The 17,527-nt window shown below is 65.0% G+C and carries 20 protein-coding genes; 10 read left to right on the top strand and 10 right to left on the bottom strand.

What is annotated here, in order from left to right:
* Positions 1-33: 33 nt before the first annotated feature.
* Positions 34-498, bottom strand: a complete 465-nt coding sequence (locus AC56LU_RS18585) for an outer membrane lipoprotein (RefSeq protein WP_497177096.1) — start codon at positions 496-498, stop codon at positions 34-36.
* 217 nt (positions 499-715) lie between these two features.
* Here AC56LU_RS18585 and AC56LU_RS18590 point away from each other — a divergent pair, with 217 nt between their 5' ends.
* From AC56LU_RS18590 to AC56LU_RS18600, 3 genes are all read left to right on the top strand, one after another.
* Positions 716-1,264: a hypothetical protein gene (locus tag AC56LU_RS18590; RefSeq protein ID WP_497177097.1), complete on the top strand. Its 549-nt coding sequence runs from the start codon at positions 716-718 to the stop codon at positions 1,262-1,264.
* A 114-nt stretch (positions 1,265-1,378) separates the two neighbouring features.
* Positions 1,379-1,693: a BON domain-containing protein gene (locus AC56LU_RS18595; RefSeq protein WP_497177098.1), complete on the top strand. Its 315-nt coding sequence runs from the start codon at positions 1,379-1,381 to the stop codon at positions 1,691-1,693.
* Between the two features lie 45 nt (positions 1,694-1,738).
* Positions 1,739-3,043, top strand: coding sequence for an AI-2E family transporter (locus AC56LU_RS18600; RefSeq protein ID WP_497177099.1), 1,305 nt, complete (start codon positions 1,739-1,741; stop codon positions 3,041-3,043).
* Positions 3,044-3,093: 50 nt separating this feature from the next.
* On the opposite strand, the gene AC56LU_RS18605 is transcribed toward AC56LU_RS18600, so the two are convergent.
* Entirely contained in the window at positions 3,094-4,008 is a 915-nt protein-coding gene (locus AC56LU_RS18605; protein ID WP_497177100.1) for a YihY/virulence factor BrkB family protein, read from the bottom strand.
* A 117-nt stretch (positions 4,009-4,125) separates the two neighbouring features.
* The gene (locus AC56LU_RS18610; protein ID WP_497177101.1) at positions 4,126-5,145 is read right to left on the bottom strand and encodes an OmpA family protein; all 1,020 of its coding nucleotides are present in this window, start codon (positions 5,143-5,145) and stop codon (positions 4,126-4,128) included.
* A gap of 409 nt (positions 5,146-5,554) precedes the next feature.
* Here AC56LU_RS18610 and AC56LU_RS18615 point away from each other — a divergent pair, with 409 nt between their 5' ends.
* The 5 genes from AC56LU_RS18615 to phbB all read left to right on the top strand — a co-directional run bounded on the left by AC56LU_RS18615 (position 5,555) and on the right by phbB (position 9,564).
* Positions 5,555-6,160: a winged helix-turn-helix domain-containing protein gene (locus tag AC56LU_RS18615; RefSeq protein WP_159695665.1), complete on the top strand. Its 606-nt coding sequence runs from the start codon at positions 5,555-5,557 to the stop codon at positions 6,158-6,160.
* Between the two features lie 207 nt (positions 6,161-6,367).
* Entirely contained in the window at positions 6,368-7,135 is a 768-nt protein-coding gene (locus tag AC56LU_RS18620) for a glutathione peroxidase (RefSeq protein ID WP_497177102.1), read from the top strand.
* A 1-nt stretch (position 7,136) separates the two neighbouring features.
* Positions 7,137-8,039 carry a M90 family metallopeptidase gene (locus tag AC56LU_RS18625; RefSeq protein WP_497177103.1) on the top strand — a complete coding sequence of 301 codons (903 nt, stop codon included), beginning with the start codon at positions 7,137-7,139 and terminating at the stop codon, positions 8,037-8,039.
* Between the two features lie 79 nt (positions 8,040-8,118).
* Entirely contained in the window at positions 8,119-8,676 is a 558-nt protein-coding gene (locus tag AC56LU_RS18630; RefSeq protein WP_497177104.1) for a hypothetical protein, read from the top strand.
* A 144-nt stretch (positions 8,677-8,820) separates the two neighbouring features.
* Positions 8,821-9,564, top strand: coding sequence for an acetoacetyl-CoA reductase (phbB, locus tag AC56LU_RS18635; RefSeq protein ID WP_497177105.1), 744 nt, complete (start codon positions 8,821-8,823; stop codon positions 9,562-9,564).
* 26 nt (positions 9,565-9,590) lie between these two features.
* Here the strand turns inward: phbB and AC56LU_RS18640 are convergent, their stop codons facing one another.
* From AC56LU_RS18640 to AC56LU_RS18670, 7 genes are all read right to left on the bottom strand, one after another.
* Positions 9,591-10,211 (bottom strand): hypothetical protein, encoded by a 621-nt coding sequence (locus AC56LU_RS18640; protein WP_497177106.1) that lies wholly within the window; start codon positions 10,209-10,211, stop codon positions 9,591-9,593.
* 11 nt (positions 10,212-10,222) lie between these two features.
* Positions 10,223-11,092 (bottom strand): hypothetical protein, encoded by an 870-nt coding sequence (locus tag AC56LU_RS18645; RefSeq protein ID WP_497177107.1) that lies wholly within the window; start codon positions 11,090-11,092, stop codon positions 10,223-10,225.
* Between the two features lie 114 nt (positions 11,093-11,206).
* Entirely contained in the window at positions 11,207-11,572 is a 366-nt protein-coding gene (locus tag AC56LU_RS18650; RefSeq protein WP_497177108.1) for a VOC family protein, read from the bottom strand.
* A gap of 42 nt (positions 11,573-11,614) precedes the next feature.
* Positions 11,615-12,421 carry a hydroxypyruvate isomerase gene (hyi, locus tag AC56LU_RS18655; protein WP_497177109.1) on the bottom strand — a complete coding sequence of 269 codons (807 nt, stop codon included), beginning with the start codon at positions 12,419-12,421 and terminating at the stop codon, positions 11,615-11,617.
* A gap of 65 nt (positions 12,422-12,486) precedes the next feature.
* Positions 12,487-12,957 carry a MarR family winged helix-turn-helix transcriptional regulator gene (locus tag AC56LU_RS18660; RefSeq protein WP_497177110.1) on the bottom strand — a complete coding sequence of 157 codons (471 nt, stop codon included), beginning with the start codon at positions 12,955-12,957 and terminating at the stop codon, positions 12,487-12,489.
* Positions 12,958-13,162: 205 nt separating this feature from the next.
* Positions 13,163-14,581 (bottom strand): DEAD/DEAH box helicase, encoded by a 1,419-nt coding sequence (locus tag AC56LU_RS18665; protein WP_497177111.1) that lies wholly within the window; start codon positions 14,579-14,581, stop codon positions 13,163-13,165.
* A gap of 269 nt (positions 14,582-14,850) precedes the next feature.
* The gene (locus tag AC56LU_RS18670) at positions 14,851-15,630 is read right to left on the bottom strand and encodes an inositol monophosphatase family protein (protein WP_497177216.1); all 780 of its coding nucleotides are present in this window, start codon (positions 15,628-15,630) and stop codon (positions 14,851-14,853) included.
* 175 nt (positions 15,631-15,805) lie between these two features.
* Here AC56LU_RS18670 and AC56LU_RS18675 point away from each other — a divergent pair, with 175 nt between their 5' ends.
* Both AC56LU_RS18675 and AC56LU_RS18680 read left to right on the top strand, forming a co-directional pair.
* Positions 15,806-16,567 (top strand): RNA methyltransferase, encoded by a 762-nt coding sequence (locus AC56LU_RS18675; protein WP_497177112.1) that lies wholly within the window; start codon positions 15,806-15,808, stop codon positions 16,565-16,567.
* 342 nt (positions 16,568-16,909) lie between these two features.
* Positions 16,910-17,461: a class I SAM-dependent methyltransferase gene (locus tag AC56LU_RS18680; RefSeq protein ID WP_497177113.1), complete on the top strand. Its 552-nt coding sequence runs from the start codon at positions 16,910-16,912 to the stop codon at positions 17,459-17,461.
* Positions 17,462-17,527 lie beyond the last annotated feature (66 nt).

Here is a 17,527-nt window from a genome sequence, read left to right on the forward strand (position 1 = left end):
GGAAGACGTCGCCGGTCGGATCCGACAGCGTGATCAGTAGCGGTAGACGCGGCCGTCCACGATGCGCACGCGGTTGCCCACGCGCAGGTCGTAGACGCTGTCCTGGTTCACGGCGCGGTATTCGCCGTTATCCATGCGCACATTGATCTGGTACATCTCTCCGCTGCCGGCCTGGCGGTTGCGCTCGACGTTGTTGCCGATTGCCGCGCCTGCCACGCCGCCGGCCACGGTGGCCGCGGTACGTCCGCTGCCGCTGCCGACCTGGTTGCCGGCCAGTGCGCCGACCACGCCGCCAAGGATTGCGCCGGCGCCGCTGGTGCGGTTGGCGCCCTGGGTCACCTGGATCGACTCGATCGTGCCATAGCCCATCGACACATTGTTATAGCCGCTGTTGTAGCCGTTGTTGGATGCGTATGGATCCGACGACGTGCTGGCGCAGCCGGTGAGGAGGGCTGTGGTTGCCAGTGCAGCAGCAGCAAGGGTACGGGTTGCTTTCATGTTGTTCTCCTGACAAAAATGTGAGTCAAGCTTAGCCACAGCCGTATGGCGGGTCTGTGCGTTGCCTAACGGTCTTTGCTCCATGTATTTAAACCCGGGTGTCGATGCAAATCCGGCGCGATTGTTGCAGCTCCGCTGCTGTGTTCGGCACCGAACAGAAAGCTCGGCAGCACACGTGTAAAACGTCATTAGCGTGTTGACAAATGGAGAATAAAAAATGAAAACATCCCATGCATTCCTGCTCGTCGGCGCCGCGCTCGCCTGGGCTGGATCGGGACATGCCCAGGTCATGCCGGACGCAAAGGCGGTCTTTGCACAGGCCCGGGGCACGGCCGAAACGAATTACAAGGCGGCCCGCGCCCGCTGCGACCAGATCGCCGGCAATCCGCATGACCTGTGCATGGCCGAAGCCCGCGCGGCGCGGGTGCGCGTCGAGGAAGAAGCCGAGGCGGCCTACAAGAATACCTTGTCGGCCTATACCCAGGCCCGCATGCGCATCGCGTCGGCCAATTTTGACCGCGACAAGGTGCGCTGCGCCGCCGTCACCGGCAATGATCGCGACGTCTGCCTGGAGCAGGCCAAGGCCACCCTGATCGCCGCACAGGCCGATGCCAAGGCCGACCGCAAGAGCATCGAAGCGCGCCAGGATGCGCGCGCCGACAAGCTCGCCGCCGAATACCGTGTCGCGATCGAGAAGTGCGACGCCTATGCCGGTGCGGTCAAGGACCAGTGCGTGAACACCGCCAAGACCGCGTTCGGGAAATAATTGATTTGAATTGAATTGCGGGCCGGCGTGCCGGTACCGCCCCTTGCCCGCATGGGCTACCTTGTTGTTCCACCATCGCAGTTTTACGCAGTTTATTTTTGTTAAGGAGCTACCATGAAAATCGCACAACGCCTCGTTACCGCCGCCTTCACCGCCGTCGTCGCTGTCACCGCTGTCGGCTGCGCCTCGACGCCTGACCGCGCCAGCGCAGGCGAGTACGTCGACGACACCGTGATCACCGGCAAGGTGAAAGCAGCCTTCGCTGCCGACCCGACCGTCAAGGCCACCGAAATCAACGTCGAAACCTTCAAGGGCGACGTCCAGCTGTCGGGCTTCGTGGCCCAGCCTGGCGACGCACAGCGTGCCGTTGAAATCGCACGCGGTGTGAAAGGTGTAAGCTCGGTGAAGAACGACATCCGCGTCAAGTAATCCCCCTTGCCGGGGCGGCCCGGCTCCATTGTCAAGGCACGATCCATGCAGCTTGCACCATCCGAACCTGTTGAACCTGCTGCAGAGAAGGGTACCCGCGCTGGCAGCGCGCCTCACAATGCCGCCCCGGCGGCGCCAGCCTCCACCAGCTCCGGTGTCGAACCACCGGCGGTGGAGCCGGGCGCCGAGCCAAGCCAGGCTGGCGACGATCTCACCATGCACGTGGGCGGCCTGCGGCTGCCAATCCACGTCAATGCCCGCGGACTTTCGCTCGGCATCCTCGCCACTGTTGCCTGCATCTTCGCGCTCCAGTGGGCGCAGAAGTTCCTGGTGCCGCTCCTGCTCGGCATCTTCATCGCCTATACCCTCAACCCGGTCGTACGCTGGCTCGAACGCTGGCGCATCAAGCGCGTCATCGGCGCCACGCTCGTCACCGTGCTGATCATGGGCGCGATGGGCGGCACCCTGTACCGCCTGCAAGACGAATTCTTCAACATCATCGACGAACTGCCGACGCTGACGACCAAGGTCACCAAGATCCTGACCAACAGCAGCGGCGAGCGCTCGACCATCCAGCAGGTGCAGGCGGCCGCCGCCGAGATCGAGCGCGCTGCCTCCGACGCCACCGGCGGCGAACAGCGCCGCGCGATCCAGAAGCGCACCCAGTCCGTGCCGCCGGTGCCGGCCGCCGCCGCCTCCAACATCCGCGTGATGGATTGGGTGCTGGCCGGCTCGGTCAGCCTGGCGACCTTCCTGTCGCAGGCGACCATGGTGGTATTCCTGGTGTTTTTCCTGCTGCTCGCCGGAGACACCTTCAAACGCAAGCTGGTCAAGCTCACCGGTCCCTCGCTGACACGTAAGAAAGTGACCGTCCATATCCTGGACGACATGAACAACGCGATCCAGAACTACATGTTCATGCTGCTGGTGACCAACGTCCTGCTGGCGCTGCTGACCTGGGCGGCGCTGCGCGCCATCGGGCTCGAGAACGCCGGCGCCTGGGCCGCCTTTGCCGGCGTGGCCCACGTCGTGCCGTACTTCGGCCCGCTCCTGATCACCATCGCGACCGGCGCGGTGGCTTTCTTCCAGTTCGAGTCGCTGCGCATGGTCATCCTGGTGGCCGGGGCGTCGCTCGGGATCGCGACCCTGGTCGGCATGGTCGTCACGACCTGGATGACCGGCCGCATCGCCAAGATGAACCCGGCAGCCGTGTTCGTGAGCCTGCTGTTCTGGGGCTGGCTGTGGGGGACCTGGGGACTGCTGCTCGGCGTGCCGGTGGTGGTGGTGCTGAAGGTGGTGGCCGAGCGGGTCGAAGGGATGGAAGTGCTGGCTGAACTACTCGGTGAGTAGGGTGGTTGAGATGGTGAACGGGGGTGCGGCGGGGCCGCACACCCTGCAGTTTACTTTGCGTTCACGGCCTTCTTGTCCCCGGTCTCATGCGCCGGCTTGTGTTTCAGACTTCCCATCTTGAGCGCGTACTGGCGGGCGAACTCGGCCCCCAGGAAGAAGATCTGCGCCGAGTAGTACACCCACAGCAGCAGGGCGATCAGCGAGCCGGCGGCGCCGAAGCTGTCGGCGGCGCCGCTGTTGCCGATGTACAGGCCGATGCCGAATTTCCCGAGGGTGAACAAGGCCGCCGTGCCGAGCGCGCCGATGGTGACGTCGCGCCAGGACAGCTTGATGCGCGGCAGCAGTTTGTAGATCACCCCGAACAGCGTGGCGATGACCAGGAAGCTGACGGCCCAGGCGACCCAGCCCATGATCACGGCCGCTTCCTTCCACATGCCGCCGATATAGGTCTCGACCACCGCCAATGCGGCGCTGACCACCAGCGACACCATCAGCAGGAAGCCGAGCACCAGGATCAGGCCGAAGGACAGCAGGCGGGTGCGGATCACGTTCCAGACACCGGCATTCTTCGGCGCCGGTACGTCCCAGATCTCGTCCAGGCTGTCCTTCAGCTCGGCAAACACGCTGGTGGCGCCGATCAGGAGCAGCACGGTGGCGACGATGGTCGCGATGCGCCCGGTTTCCTTGTTCTGGGCGCCGGCCAGGATCGCCTGGATCGTCTCGGCGCCCTGGGCGCCGACCAGGCCGCGCAGCTGCGACATCAACTGCCCCTGGGCGGCCTCGGCGCCGTAGAAGAAGCCGGCAACGGCGATCACCAGCACCAGGACCGGCGCCAGCGAAAACAGGGTATAGAAGGCGAGCGCGGCGCCCTTGCTGGATGCGCGGTGATCCAGCCATTCCGACACCGCACAGCGCATCACGTGCGCCAGCCGGCGCGAATACGGGAGCCAATCTTTGACAGCCATGTTTCATTCTCCAAATGTAAAGGGGGCCGCAGCCCCCTCCGATCTACACGGTAACCTCATGCACCGCCGATCCGGCCGCGCTGGGCGGCCGGGCAGTGGGGCATGGGATGCCGGCGCTTACTGAACACGCGTCTCGACGGTGATCTGCTCGACCTCGACGCGGCGGTTCGGCTCCAGGCAGTCGATCAGCGCCTTGCGGTTCTTCTCGCTGCACTGGACCAGCGGGTTGGCCTCGCCCTTGCCGTAGGCCTTCAGGCGGTTGGCGTCCACGCCCTTGCTGACCAGGTAGTCGCGCACCGAGTTGGCGCGGCGCTCGGACAGCTTGAGGTTGTACTTTTCCGAGCCCAGGCGGTCGGTGTAGCCGGTGATGTCGACGTCGGTAATGCTCGGATCGGCCTGCAGCGCGGCGGCGATTTCGTCCAGCTTCGGCGACGGCATGATGAGGTCGGCCTTGTCGAAGTTGAACAGCTTGGTGGCTTCCAGGGTGACTTTCTCGAAGCGTGGCTGCGGCGGCGCGACCGGCTCCGGAGCTGGCGGCGGCGGTTCCACGACCGGTGGCGGCGCCGGCGGTGCCGGCGGCGGTGGCGGCGGGTTGAACGCATAGTTCAGGCCGATGGTCAGGTATTTGTTGTTGGCACGCTTGAAGCCGAACAGCTCGTCGTCACGCAGGAAGCTGCGCACCGCGCGGAAATCGGCCTGCAGCGACCATTGCGGGCTCAGGGAAGCCTGGAAACCGAGACCGGCGGTGAGGTAGGGTGAATTCTTTTCTACGTTGCGCAACGGGTTTTGCACCTTGTCGCGCCCGACGCCGGCACCGAGGAGCACGAAGGGACGGAAGCGCTCGCGCGAGAGCATCAGCAGGCCGTCCACGCCCAGCAGGGTCTGGCGATACTCGGCAGGTCCGTCTTCTGCGCGAATCTGGCTGCCACCGAACTGGATGTCCCACATCGGCGACACGGCCTTGCCGAACTTCAGGCCGCCACCCCAGTCTTTCTTGTCCAGCCCGAAGCGGTCGTCCGGCTTCGCGTAGATAAGGTTCGGCTGCACATACCACGACGGGTTGATTTCTTGGGCCATGGTGGTGCCAGCCGCGCAGAGCATGACCGCAGCCAGGGCGATCTTCTTCGTGTTATTCACAGGTAACTCCCATAAGTTGAAGGGTTGTTGACATCGAATGCGTTGACACGTTTGTTGGATAAAGAATAACAGTGCGAGTTCCACGGTCTCGGTGCGGTACCGCACCCATCAAACTGGTCGTGTGCAAATTTACAACAGTAGTAAAAAAGCCACAGATCACCAGTGCATGCACCATTGTGGTGCGTCTTTTTATTGCTGCCAAAACATGCACCACTGCGCATATCTTGCAAGCGAGCATGTCAAAAGTGCTTGCTGGAATAATTCCGAATGTTGGATGGCGCACAGACCGTAAGTGCTGACGCAGGCAATCTTGAGGCCAGTTAAGCGGAACCCGTGGTGTTGTCAGGGTGTCAAACGACACACAGCGACCCGGACCACACAGTCTCACTCTATAACGGAGCTCACTAATATGCATGCAACGACCCATCACAACGCGGTGCAAGGCGACATCGGCGCGGTGCACACTTCCAGCAACTCTGCGCTGATCGAACGCGTTCCTCCACAACCGACCGAGCGCGCGCCGATCTCGCTGGCGCCGATCGAACGTGTCCGTTCGACCTCGGCCACGCAGCGGCGGATCGAAAACATGCAGAAGCTGATCAACGAACTCTCGACCCACGAAATGCTGGCCGACGAAATCGCCTGGTTCCTGAAATTCTCGCCGTCGGGCGCGCGCAAGTACATCCGCGACCTGCGCGAAGCCGGCGTCATCGAACTGGCCCGCTACATCGAAGGCACCGCCACCTACCTGGGCAAGGCCGTGTACCAGATCTGCCCTGACCAGGACCGCGTCAAGGCCTTCCTGGCCGCGATCTGCCAGCCGAAGCGCGAAGGCGCCGCCCCGCGCAAGGAGCGTCCGGGCCTGCGCGAGCAGAACATGGCCGGCAGCGGCCGCCACTTCCACATCCTGGCGGACGACACCCACTATGCGATCCGCGTGAACCGCAGCCCGGTCACCCGCGATCCGCTGGTCGCAGCCCTGTTCGGCCCGCCGCCGGGCCAGACTGCCAAGTAACGCGCTTCATAGCGCCCCCGGCGCGCCGCGGCAGAGACCCGCGGTGAAGCCGGTCCGACGATCGCTGTCGTCATTCGAGCCGCGCCTAGCGCGGCTATTCTTTTTTCAGCTGAACAATTATTTGAGCTCGATGCGTTGAAATCCGGTCAATAATCCCTACTTCCTTCCAACGCGGCCCAGGCTGCCGCTTCATGGAAAGGAAGACCGATGCCAACCAGTGTTTCATTACCCACCGCGGCGTCCCTGCAGGGCAGACCTGTTCCGCGCGTGAGCTTCAAGGCCCGCCCCGACGACGAGTGGCGCGACATCAGCACGGACGAGCTGTTCAAGGGCAAGACCGTGATCGTGTTCTCGCTGCCGGGCGCATTCACCCCCACCTGCTCCTCGACCCACCTGCCGCGCTATAACGAGCTGGCCCCGGTACTGCGCGAGAACGGTGTCGACGACATCCTCTGCATTTCCGTCAACGACGCCTTTGTGATGAACCAGTGGAAGACCGGGCAGGATGCCGCCAACATCACCGTCATCCCGGACGGCAACGGCGACTTCACGGAGGGTATGGGCATGCTGGTCGACAAGCGCGAGCTCGGTTTCGGCAAGCGCTCGTGGCGCTACTCGATGCTGGTCAAAGACGGCGTGATCGACAAAATCTTCATCGAGCCCCAGCGCGAAGGCGACCCGTTCGAGGTTTCCGACGCCGATACAATGCTGAGCTACATCAACCCGGATGCGAAGATTCCCGAGCCGGTCGTGGTGTTCTCGCGGCCCGGCTGCCCGCATTGTGCGCGCGCCAAGTCTGCCTTGAGCGAGAATGGGATCGTGTTCACCGAGATTTCGGAAGACCAGAAGATCACGACGAGCGTGCTGCGCGGCCTGACCGGCCGCCTGACCTGGCCGCAGGTATTCGTCGGCGGCAGGCTGATCGGCGGCGCCGACGACGTGCTGGACTGGATCGCCTCTTCGCAGAAAGCCTGACATGGAAGGCATCATCGCCGGCCTGGTAGCGGCCGGAGTGCTGGCGGCCTGGCTGCTGCCGCGGTGGCGGCTGCGGCGCGCGCTGGCACGCCCGCTGGCGCCGCCCCTGGTCGCCATCCTGGAGCGCAACCTGGCCCAGTATGCCGGCATGGACGCCGGGGAGCGGCAGCGCCTGCAGCGCCTGGTCCAGCAGTTCCTGCACGAGAAGAGCTTTGTCGGCTGCGCCGGCCTCGAGGTGACCGACGAGATGCGCGTCACCATCGCGGCCCAGGCCTGCATGCTGGTGCTGGGACGCGCCGGCGGTGCCGCGCCCGCCATTCTCTATCCTTCGCTGCATGCGGTGCTGGTCTATCCCGGCGCCTTCCTGGTGCCGCGGCGCGAGGTCGACGCCGCCGGCGTCGTCACCGAGCAGCGCCAGGACCTGCTGGGCGAATCCTGGGGCGACGGCCGCGTCATCCTGTCCTGGGACCATGTGCGGCGCGCAGACAGCGATGCCTCGCCAGCCGGAGCGCCGGACCGACAGAACGTCGTGCTGCACGAGTTTGCCCACCAGCTCGACAGCGAATCGGGCAGCACCAATGGCGCCCCCTACCTGGGCAGCAGCGCGCGCTACCGCAGCTGGTCGGAAGTCCTGTCGCGCAATTTCGCCGAGCTGCGGCGCGACGCGATGTGGGGACAGCGGGGCGTGCTCGACCATTACGGCGCCAGCAGCCCGGCCGAGTTCTTCGCGGTCGCCACCGAAAGCTTCTTCGAGCAGCCCTGGGAGCTGGCCGCGCGCCACCCCGACCTGTACGAGGAGTTCCTGAAATACTTCCGCATCGATCCGCGCAACTGGGCGGCGCAGCCCCAGCCCGTGTTCGACGAACCCTTCGGTACGCAGGTGGTCTACGGGCAGTGGCGCTGACGGCCTGCGTGCGTGTCCGTACAGAGCAATACGCGGGCGGCGGGCATAGTTGGGTTACCACGATCCAGGAGAGATCCATATGTCCACTATTATTGCAGGGCGTTTTCAGCTTCAGGATGACGTCGACCGCGCGCGCCATGCGCTCGCCGATGCCGGTTTCGACGCCGGCCGCATCAGCGGCTTTTACCTGAGCCAACCGGGCCAGCACGACCAGACCCCGATCGGCGGCGACCATCTGCAGTCCCCCGGCGCCAAGGAGACGCCGGAGGGCGTCGTGCAGGGCGTCGCCACCGGCGGCGCGGTCGGCGCCGTGATTGGCGCGGCCACCGCACCGGTCACCGGGCCGCTGGGCATGGTCGTCGGCGGCCTGGTCGGCGGCCACGTCGGCTCGCTGTTCAGTTTTTCGAAGATGAAGGAACGCGGCGAATCCGAAGAAGGCAGCAACGAAAACCGGGTGCCGCCGCGCGAAGCCGGCATGCTGGTGGCCGTGGCCTTCGACGACGCCGGCATGGCCGAGCGCGCGGTCGACGTGCTGCGCCGGCTCGGCGCCCACCATATCGAGCGTGCCGAGGGCAACATCGTCGATGGCGATTGGGCCGATTTCGACCCGGCCAGCCGTCCCCAGCTCATCGCTTGACGGTGTCCGCCCCCATTCTGGCTTGATTTCGGTCAAAAAGTTGCAGGGGCTGTTTCCCTACACTCGGTAGATCGCGTCCGCGGGGACGGTCCGGCATGGACTGTCCCCGAGAGATGCCGACAACCAAGTCCAGGGGATTCTTTCATGAGCAAACGCGTCGCCCTCATCACCGGGGGCATGGGCGGACTAGGCACGGCCTTGTGCCGCCGCCTGCACCTCGACGGCTTTACCGTCGCCGCCACTTTTTCGCCTTCCAACCACCAGCATCGCGAATGGCTGGCCAGCCAGCGCCGCGAGGGCATGGACTTCATCGCCCTCGAGGCCGACGTGGCCGACTTCGACGGGGCGGCACGCGCCGTGCAGCGGCTGCTGGCCCATACCGGCCGCATCGACGTGCTGGTCAATAACGCCGGACTGACGCGTGACCGCACCCTGCGCGAGATGGCCGTGGATGACTGGCACGCAGTCATGGGCGTCAACCTCGACGGCGCTTTCAATATGGCGCGCCATGCCATCGAACCGATGGTCGCGCAGGGCTGGGGGCGCATCGTGAACATCGCTTCGGTCAGCGCGCAGCAGGGAGCGCGCGGCCAGGCCAACTACGCGGCCGCCAAGGCCGGCCTGCACGGGCTGACCAAGTCGCTGGCGCTGGAGTCGGCGCGCCATGGGGTCACCGTCAACACGGTCTCGCCGGGCCAGCTCGACACGCGCATGATGCACGAGGTGCCGCCGCAGGTGCTGCACGAACGCATCCTGCCTCAGATCCCGGTCGGGCGGCTGGGACGGCCCGACGAAGTGGCGGGCATGGTGTCCTGGCTGGTGTCGGACGCGGCCGGTTTCGTCACCGGAGCCAACCTGGCGATCAATGGCGGACAGCATATGAGCTGAGCCCGCCAGGCCGGTGCGGGGTGTGTTCAGCTCGCTTTTGCCGGCGGTTTTGGCTTGAGGGCATTGAGCGTCTTGCCGTGCTTCTCGATCTTTTCGATGGCAGCGAGAATCGCGACCGGCTGGCCGGTGGCGGCCGCCCCTGCGAGCGCCAGCAGGCCGCCGACCAGGCCCGTAACTTCGCCGATGACGCCGATCCTGCGGATTTTCTCGGCCGCATCGGCGGTGAGCTTGATCAGCTGGGCCTGCTGCTTGCCCAGGCCCTTGACGACCAGGGCCGCGGCGTCGGCGTGCAGGCCGTTGGCGCGCTGGCGCAGCAAGACCTCGTCGTCGAACAGGGCGCGGGCGCGGTCCTGCACCTTGGCCGGCACCGGTTTGCCGCCATAGCTGCGGATTTCCTGCAGTACGCGCTCGTGGAGCTGGTCGGCGCAGGCCGACAGGTGGTCGGCCAGCTCGACGATCTTCTCGAGGCTCGACAGGGCGCTGGCGGGTGCGGGCGCCGCCGCTTTCGCGGCGCCGTCCGGCAGCACGGCGGCGCCGGCGTCGCCCGCGTCAGAGGGGGCCAGCGCGGCGGAGGAGTCGGCGGAGGAGTCGGCTGAGGAAGCGGCTGAGGAAGCGGCGCTGCCGGGTCGGGTCGGGGTGGTAGCCATGTGCTCTCCTGTCAGTCGCCGGACAGCCCGTCGCGGATGGTGCGCAGGTCGCGTCCGTAGTTGGCCAGCAGGCGCCGGATTTCAGCTTCCGACAGCTTGCCGAGGTTCTCGCGCATCTTCTGGTGCCCCAGCGCCACCTTGGTCAGACCCTGCAGGGCTAGTTCGTAGCGGCGGTCGACAAGCTTGTATTCGGTGGCCTTGTTCAGGTAATGCACCTTTGCCAGCGTGACCAGCATGCGGTCCGAGTTGCGCGCCGAAAAGGGGATCTCGACGTCGAAGATGCCGAGGATCGTTTTCTTTTCATTCTCGTTGGTCTTGTAGTAAAGGCGGGTGAGCGAGATCATGGCCTCCAATAGCGTCTGCACATCGGCATCGCCGTCGCGCACCATGGTTTCCACGCTGCGGTTCTGGTAGCCGGAGGCGATCACTCGCGTCAGCAGCCGGGTCATGCCGGTGTAGGCAGTGATGTGGCGCTGGTGCAGCCCCGATTCCGTATTCGCTTTTAGTCCATTGCCGAGATCGTCGATGCGTTCGGACAAGTCGTAGCGCGCGTCGCCGGCCAGCAGGCCCAGGGTCTGCATATACAGCACCAGCGTCTTCTGGATGGCGATGAAGTCGTCGAAGACTGCCTTGCGCTTGGCGTCGTTCTCGCGCGCCAGCTTGTCGGCGGCGGGGGACAGGTAGGGCTGCTCGCGCTCGTAGGTGTCGCGGTAGCGGCGCGCCAGTTCGGCGTAGCCGCCCAGGCGCGCCGAGGCGTCGGCGAATTCGCGCACTTCCTGCAGGCTGACCGGCCCGCCGGTGGTCGTGCCGCAGCCGCCCAGCAGCAGGGCCCACAGGAGCGGAATCAGGACAAGGGGGCGGATCGAGAGAAAGCGCAGCATGTGGGTCCTTTCTTGCCGGCGGCCGGCCCGAAAGTCCCCATTGTTTCAAACTCCGTCTAGTGAAGTTTTGCTGGCCGTCAATTGCTTGAGATTAGACGGCCGCATCCTTCCGATTTACGCCACCTTGTTGCGGTCGAAATGCGGATTCTCGATCACGCCGAACAGGTTGCCGTAGGGATCGCGCACGGTGGCGACCCGGATGCCGCCGCCGACGTCCGCCACCGGCGACTCGACTTCCGCGCCCAGCGCCGTCAAGCGCGCCACTTCGGCGTCGATGTCCTGGGTGCCCCAGTAGGCGGTGGCGCCGGCGCTGCCGGGCTGGCCGTCGGGGATCAGCCCCAGCTCGAAGCCGCCGACCTCGAAGCCGACGTAAAACACTTCGCTGAAATAGGGCGCCCGGCCGAGCACCTGCGCGTACCAGGCGCTCGCCTGCGTCAGGTCGGTGACGGGGTAGATGACGGTGCGCAGTCCCTGGATCATCGCGGTTCCTCGGTAGAATAAAACTTGATGTTGCCCGAATGGTCAGACATTGTCCAACCGGCCTGCATGGCGTTTGCGCTCTTCATTCAGCCAGCCGAGCGAAGCGACGGTCGCACCCTGCGGCAGGTATTCGCAACCGACCCAGCCCTCGTAGCCGAGCTCGTCCAGCAGCCTGAACAGGGTGGGGAAGTCGATCTCGCCGGTGCCGGGCTGGTGGCGGCCCGGCACGTCGGCCAGCTGGATGTGGCCGATCAGGGGAAGGTGGCGGCGGATCGTGTCCGCCAGCTCGCCCTCCATCCGCTGCATGTGGTAGATGTCGTACTGCAGGCGCAAATTCGGCGCGCCGACCTCCGCGATGACTGCGGCCGCCTGCGCCGTCCCGGTGAGGAAATAGCCGGGCATGTCGCGGTCGTTGATCGGTTCGATCAGGAGCGTGATGCCGTGCTCGCGGCAGCGCAGGGCGGCATGGCGCAGGTTGGCGACATAGGCGGCGTGGGCGCGCTCGAGCGTCACGTTGGGCGGCAGCCGGCCGGCCAGGCAGTGCAGGCGGCGCACGCCAAGCTCGAGCGCATAGTCGATCGCCAGGCCGACGCTGTCCTGGAATTGCGCGCTGCGGCGCGGATCGCAGGCGAGTCCGCGCTCGCCCGCGGCCCAGTCGCCGGCCGGCAGGTTGTGCAGCACCAGTTCGAGCCCGTAACGCTGCAGGCGCGCGGTGATACGCTCCGGTTCGAAGGCATACGGGAACAGGAACTCGACCGCATCGAAGCCGGCCGTCCGTGCGGCGGCGAAGCGCTCGAGGAAGGGCAGCTCGTTGAACATCAGGCTCAGGTTGGCAGCGAATTTCGGCATGCGGAAATTTCGTGATGGCGACTCGTCATCGTAGCCGATTCTTCAGTGCCACAACCAACAAAAGACTATTGGCCGCCTCCCAGCTGGGCCAGCAGGTTTGAAGTCGCATCGATCTGCGCGCGCGAAGGCGCCCCCAGCAGCATGCGGCTGACGTTGTCCACCACCACGCTGGCGTTCATGACCAGCTCGCTGCCGGTCGGGGTGATGATGGCGTAACCCACCCGGGCGTCGCGCGGATCGCTCTGGCGGCCGACCAGGCCGATCTTCTCCAGCGGCAGCAGCGAGCGGGTGACGCCGGAGGCGGTCAGGCCGAGCTTCTCGGCCAGGTCAACGCGGCGCAGGCGTCCACCCGGCGCGCGCTGCAAGTTCAGCAGCAATTGGTAATCGGCAAAGCTAATGCCGTGCAAGCTGCCGAGGGAACTGTCGAGGCGCCGCGACAGGGCTGCCCATGCACGCGACATGCGCAGGCAGAACTCACTGGTGGGGCTGTCGAGTGGTGCATTCGACTCAGGGGTGGTGTCGTTGTGGTCGGTCATGTCAGGATCCAGTCTTTGAGGAATAGTTGATTGCTCAAATATATAGTGGCGGCCTAAACTTTGCAACTACTTGAGTGATCAAATATAAATACCTTCCCTCTGAACGCAACAAGGGTCAGCGTCGAATCAGGCGGAAATTTTAAGGTTTCCGACCAGTCGAGGCTGACCCTCTTGAAGGGAGGGCAGCGGTGGCTGCCCTGTTTGCTTAGCGGTCGCGGCGCGGGGCGGAACCCGTGCGCGGGCCGCGGCTGGCGCTGTTGCCGTTGCGGTTGCCGCCGTTGGCGCCGGCAGGGCGATTGCCGCTCGGCGCAGTGCGGCCGGTGTTGCCGCCGCCACCATTGCTGCCGGCGCCAGCGCCGGCACTGCGGGGCTGGCCCTGGCCGCTGCGGTTCCCGCCTGGACGGCCGCCGCCACGGTTATTGTGGCCCGGTGCGCCGCTGCGCAACTGGATCGGTTGGGCTTTGGCGTTCAGGTCCGGCTCGAAGCCCGGGATCACGTGACGCGGCAGGGTCTGCTTGATGAGCTTTTCGATGTCTTTCAGCATCTGGTGCTCGTCGACGCAGACCAGCGACACCGCTTCACCCGTCGCGCCGGCGCGGCCGGTACGGCCGATCCGGTGCACATAGTCTTCCGGCACGTTCGGCAGGTCGTAGTTCACCACGTGCGGCAGCTGGTCGATGTCGATGCCGCGCGCCGCGATGTCGGTGGCCACCAGCACCTGCAGGCTGCCGTCCTTGAACTCGGCCAGCGCCTTGGTGCGCGCGGTCTGGCTCTTGTTGCCGTGGATCGCCATCGCGCCGATGCCATCCTTGCCCAGCTGTTCCACCAGCTTGTTGGCGCCGTGCTTGGTGCGGGTGAACACCAGCACCTGGTTCCAGCTGTTTTCCTTGATCAGGTGCGACAGCATCGGATGCTTCTTGTCGCGGTCCACCGGGTGGATCTTTTGCGCGATCACTTCCACGGTCGAGTTGCGGCGCGCCACTTCGATCGATGCCGGGTTGTTCAGCAGCTTGTCGGCGAGGGCCTTGATCTCGTCCGAGAAGGTAGCCGAGAACAGCAGGTTCTGGCGTTTCGGCGGCAGCACCGCCAGCACCTTCTTGATGTCGTGGATGAAGCCCATGTCGAGCATGCGGTCGGCTTCGTCCAGGATCAGGATCTCGATTTTGGACAGGTCGACGGTGCGCTGGCCGACGTGGTCGAGCAGGCGGCCCGGGGTGGCGACCAGCACGTCGATACCCTGCTTGAGCAGCTTGATCTGCGGGTTGATGCCGACGCCGCCGAAGATCACGGCCGAGTTCAGGTTGGTGTACTTGCCGTACAGGCGCACGCTTTCCTCGACCTGGGCCGCGAGTTCGCGGGTCGGGGTCAGCACCAGCGCGCGAATGGCGCGCGGGGCGGTCTTGCTCTTCAGCGCAGCGCCGACCGCATCGGTCGACAGGCGTTGCAGGATCGGCAGGGTGAAGCCGGCGGTCTTGCCGGTGCCGGTCTGGGCGCCGGCCAGCAGGTCGCCGCCGTTCAGGACGGCGGGAATGGCCTGGGCCTGGATGGGCGTCGGGGAGGTGTAGCCTTGTTCAGTTACCGCGCGAACGATTGCGTCGGATAAACCGAGAGTAGAAAATGACATAGATTCTCAATAAAGGTTGGCCCGCCGCCGGATGGCGCCAGTCCAGGTAAAACGGATTAGTCATTGCTGGCGGTCGCGGTGCGTGCCGCGGAAGCGCCGGACGCTGCCGCCCGCAACCGATACAAGATCGGAACACAGGCAAGACAGCCGGGATTATAGAGGAATTGTTTCTCTATGGAAAGTTTATGACCGGGACTTTCCAGTCCGGTGACGCGGGCACGCAGGGTAGAACAACGGCGCACCCGGAAGCACAGGCGTATTCTACGCGATTATGCGAAAGCCGACAGCAGCGGCACCATTGCGCCGAATACCTTCGGGCCGGCGGCGATGACGTCGCCCTTGTGCAGGTAGTCCGATTCGCCATTGAATTCGCCGACGATGCCGCCCGCTTCGGTCACCAAGAGCGAACCGGCGGCGATGTCCCAGACCTTCAGGCCCTTCTCGTAGAAGCCGTCGATGCGGCCAGCGGCCACGTTGGCCAGTTCCAGTGCGGCCGAGCCGGCGCTGCGCACGCCGTGGCAGCGCGAGGCGACGACTTCGTACATGCGCAGGTATTCGGCCAGCGCGCGCGGATCCGGGCCGTGGCCCGACGACAGCAGGGCCTTGCCGATGCGGTCGTGGTTGCGCACGCGGATGCGCTTGTCGTTCAGGTAGGCGCCGGCGCCCTTGGTGGCGGTGAACAGGTCATTGCGCACCGGGTCGTAGACCAGGGCGTTGGTGATCACGCCTTTCTGTTGCAGGGCGATCGAGATGCAGTAATTGGGGTAGCCGTGCAGGAAGTTGGTGGTGCCGTCGATCGGGTCGATGATCCACACGTTTTCGCTCTCGTCATTCAGGTTCTTCGACGCACCCGACTCTTCCGCCAGGATGGCGTGGTCAGGGTAGGCCTTCAGCAGGGTTTCCACGATGGCCGCCTCGGCCGCCTGGTCGATGTCGGTGACGAAATCGTTGTGATTTTTTTCAGAAATGGTGATGCGATCAAGGTCGAAGGACGCGCGGTTGATGACGGTGGCGGCGCGGCGGGCGGCCTTGATGGCCGTGTTGAGCATTGGGTGCATGGGGCTTCCGTGGAAAAAACGCGAACGCCCACCACGCTGTGATGCGCCGTGAACGGTCTGCTGAATAGAGGATGACAAAGAGCAAAGCGGTGCCGAACCCGTTAAAATCCCGGACTTACTTCACCAGGAAATCAAGCGCCCGCACCGCGCGATGGCGCTATTTTAAATGAACCCGACCGAAATCAACACATCTCTGTTCAAAAGGCTCCGTTTCGTACTGGTCGAGACCAGCCGCGCGGGCAATGTCGGCTCGGTTGCGCGGGCGATGAAAACCATGGGTTTCAGCGAACTGGTGCTGGTCGCGCCGCGCTGCGCCGATCCCTTGAACGATCCGGAGGCGGTGGCCTTCGCCAGCGGCGCGGGCGACGTGCTGGCCAATGCGCGCATCGTCGGCAGCATTGGCGAAGCCCTGGACGGTTGTAACTTCGCCGCCGCCGTGTCGGCGCGCCTGCGCGAATTCTCGCCGCCGGTGTGGACGCCGCGCGCCTTTGCCGCCCATGCGGCGGCGCAGGCGGACGTGCATCCGGCCCTCATTCTGGGCAACGAGCGGGTCGGCCTGCCGAACGGGATCGTCGAGGGCTGCAACGTCCTGATCAACATCCCGTCCAATCCGGATTACTCGTCCCTGAACCTGTCGCAGGCGGCCCAGGTACTGGCCTACGAATGCCGGCTGGCGGCCACCGGCGACACGGTGGAAGAGCGCGGCGTCGGCTTCCACGGCGACGCCGCCAGCCTGGCCCAGGTCGACGGCATGTATGCGCACCTGGAAGAAGCGCTGGTGGCGATCGGCTTCCTCGACGCGAACAATCCGAAGAAGCTGATGCCGCGTCTGAAGCGCCTGTTTGCGCGTACCGGGCTCGAGACCGAGGAAGTCAACATCCTGCGCGGGATCGCGCGCGAAATCCTGCAGCACGCGCCGAAAAAATAGCGTGCATGGAATATTTGCCTCCAGGGCCCAGGAGGCAAATATTCTTTGTAGCAGCACCGGGGGCGGCGCACAGTGTAAAGATTTGTTAAGACGCCGGTCAAACTGCTAATGCTCAAGTTACATGCTGCATCAATGCAGAAAATCGTGGACGAAGGCCTTGACGCCAAAGGAGCCGCGATGGAAAACGAGCTGGAGCACGAACGCGTTGTACGAACCTATCAGCAATGGAGCGGGGGACGGGCCCTGCCGCGTTACGAGCGGCTGCGTCCTGAAGTACTGCGACAGAGTGCGGACCGGATGCGTATCTTCGGCGCCATGTTCGGAAGAACCGTCGGGCGCAATATGGCAGCGCTGAAGGTGCTGGACGTCGGTTGCGGCACCGGTAGTTTCCTGCGCCAGCTCATCGACTGGGGCGCCGATCCGGCCAACCTGACGGGAACCGAGCTGTTGCCCGAACGCCTGGACGCGGCGCGGCGCACCACGGCGCAGGGCGTGCACTGGCATCTCGGCGGACTCGAGCACATGACGGACAGCAGCATCGACCTGGTCACCGCGCACACGGTGTTCTCCTCGGTCCTCGCCGACAGCGCGCGGCAGGCGCTTGCCGCGCACATGTGGCGTACGCTGCGGCCTGGCGGCTGGTGCATGATTTTCGACTTCCGCTATAACAATCCAGGCAACGCCAACGTCCGCAGGCTGACCAGGACTGAGCTCACGCGCCTGTGGCCGGCGCGCGAGCGCCATTATCGGACCCTGCTCCTCGCACCGCCACTGGCGCGCATGCTGGCCAGGGCGCCGCATCTGATGTCGGAGACGCTCGCGACCCTGCTGCCGCCGCTGCGCTCGCATTTCGTGTTCATGGCCCGCAAGGACGACTTCCCGTCATGCAGCTAGGCTTTTCCCCGCCGGTCTCCCGCACCGGACAGGTTTCCCTTTGACGTACACTAGGGAAAACGCAAG

This window comes from Telluria sp. PB2R4 (genome assembly GCF_059685695.1).

Excerpts from the sequence above, each read along its gene's own strand:
- AC56LU_RS18585 (WP_497177096.1), bottom strand. The coding sequence starts at position 498 with ATGAAAGCAACCCGTACCCTTGCTGCTGCTGCACTGGCAACCACAGCC.
- AC56LU_RS18590 (WP_497177097.1), top strand. The coding sequence starts at position 716 with ATGAAAACATCCCATGCATTCCTGCTCGTCGGCGCCGCGCTCGCCTGG.
- AC56LU_RS18595 (WP_497177098.1), top strand. The coding sequence starts at position 1,379 with ATGAAAATCGCACAACGCCTCGTTACCGCCGCCTTCACCGCCGTCGTC.
- AC56LU_RS18600 (WP_497177099.1), top strand. The coding sequence starts at position 1,739 with ATGCAGCTTGCACCATCCGAACCTGTTGAACCTGCTGCAGAGAAGGGT.
- AC56LU_RS18605 (WP_497177100.1), bottom strand. The coding sequence starts at position 4,008 with ATGGCTGTCAAAGATTGGCTCCCGTATTCGCGCCGGCTGGCGCACGTG.
- AC56LU_RS18615 (WP_159695665.1), top strand. The coding sequence starts at position 5,555 with ATGCATGCAACGACCCATCACAACGCGGTGCAAGGCGACATCGGCGCG.
- AC56LU_RS18620 (WP_497177102.1), top strand. The coding sequence starts at position 6,368 with ATGCCAACCAGTGTTTCATTACCCACCGCGGCGTCCCTGCAGGGCAGA.
- AC56LU_RS18625 (WP_497177103.1), top strand. The coding sequence starts at position 7,137 with ATGGAAGGCATCATCGCCGGCCTGGTAGCGGCCGGAGTGCTGGCGGCC.
- AC56LU_RS18630 (WP_497177104.1), top strand. The coding sequence starts at position 8,119 with ATGTCCACTATTATTGCAGGGCGTTTTCAGCTTCAGGATGACGTCGAC.
- phbB (WP_497177105.1), top strand. The coding sequence starts at position 8,821 with ATGAGCAAACGCGTCGCCCTCATCACCGGGGGCATGGGCGGACTAGGC.
- AC56LU_RS18640 (WP_497177106.1), bottom strand. The coding sequence starts at position 10,211 with ATGGCTACCACCCCGACCCGACCCGGCAGCGCCGCTTCCTCAGCCGCT.
- AC56LU_RS18645 (WP_497177107.1), bottom strand. The coding sequence starts at position 11,092 with ATGCTGCGCTTTCTCTCGATCCGCCCCCTTGTCCTGATTCCGCTCCTG.
- AC56LU_RS18650 (WP_497177108.1), bottom strand. The coding sequence starts at position 11,572 with ATGATCCAGGGACTGCGCACCGTCATCTACCCCGTCACCGACCTGACG.
- hyi (WP_497177109.1), bottom strand. The coding sequence starts at position 12,421 with ATGCCGAAATTCGCTGCCAACCTGAGCCTGATGTTCAACGAGCTGCCC.
- AC56LU_RS18660 (WP_497177110.1), bottom strand. The coding sequence starts at position 12,957 with ATGACCGACCACAACGACACCACCCCTGAGTCGAATGCACCACTCGAC.
- AC56LU_RS18665 (WP_497177111.1), bottom strand. The coding sequence starts at position 14,581 with ATGTCATTTTCTACTCTCGGTTTATCCGACGCAATCGTTCGCGCGGTA.
- AC56LU_RS18670 (WP_497177216.1), bottom strand. The coding sequence starts at position 15,630 with ATGCTCAACACGGCCATCAAGGCCGCCCGCCGCGCCGCCACCGTCATC.
- AC56LU_RS18675 (WP_497177112.1), top strand. The coding sequence starts at position 15,806 with ATGAACCCGACCGAAATCAACACATCTCTGTTCAAAAGGCTCCGTTTC.
- AC56LU_RS18680 (WP_497177113.1), top strand. The coding sequence starts at position 16,910 with ATGGCAGCGCTGAAGGTGCTGGACGTCGGTTGCGGCACCGGTAGTTTC.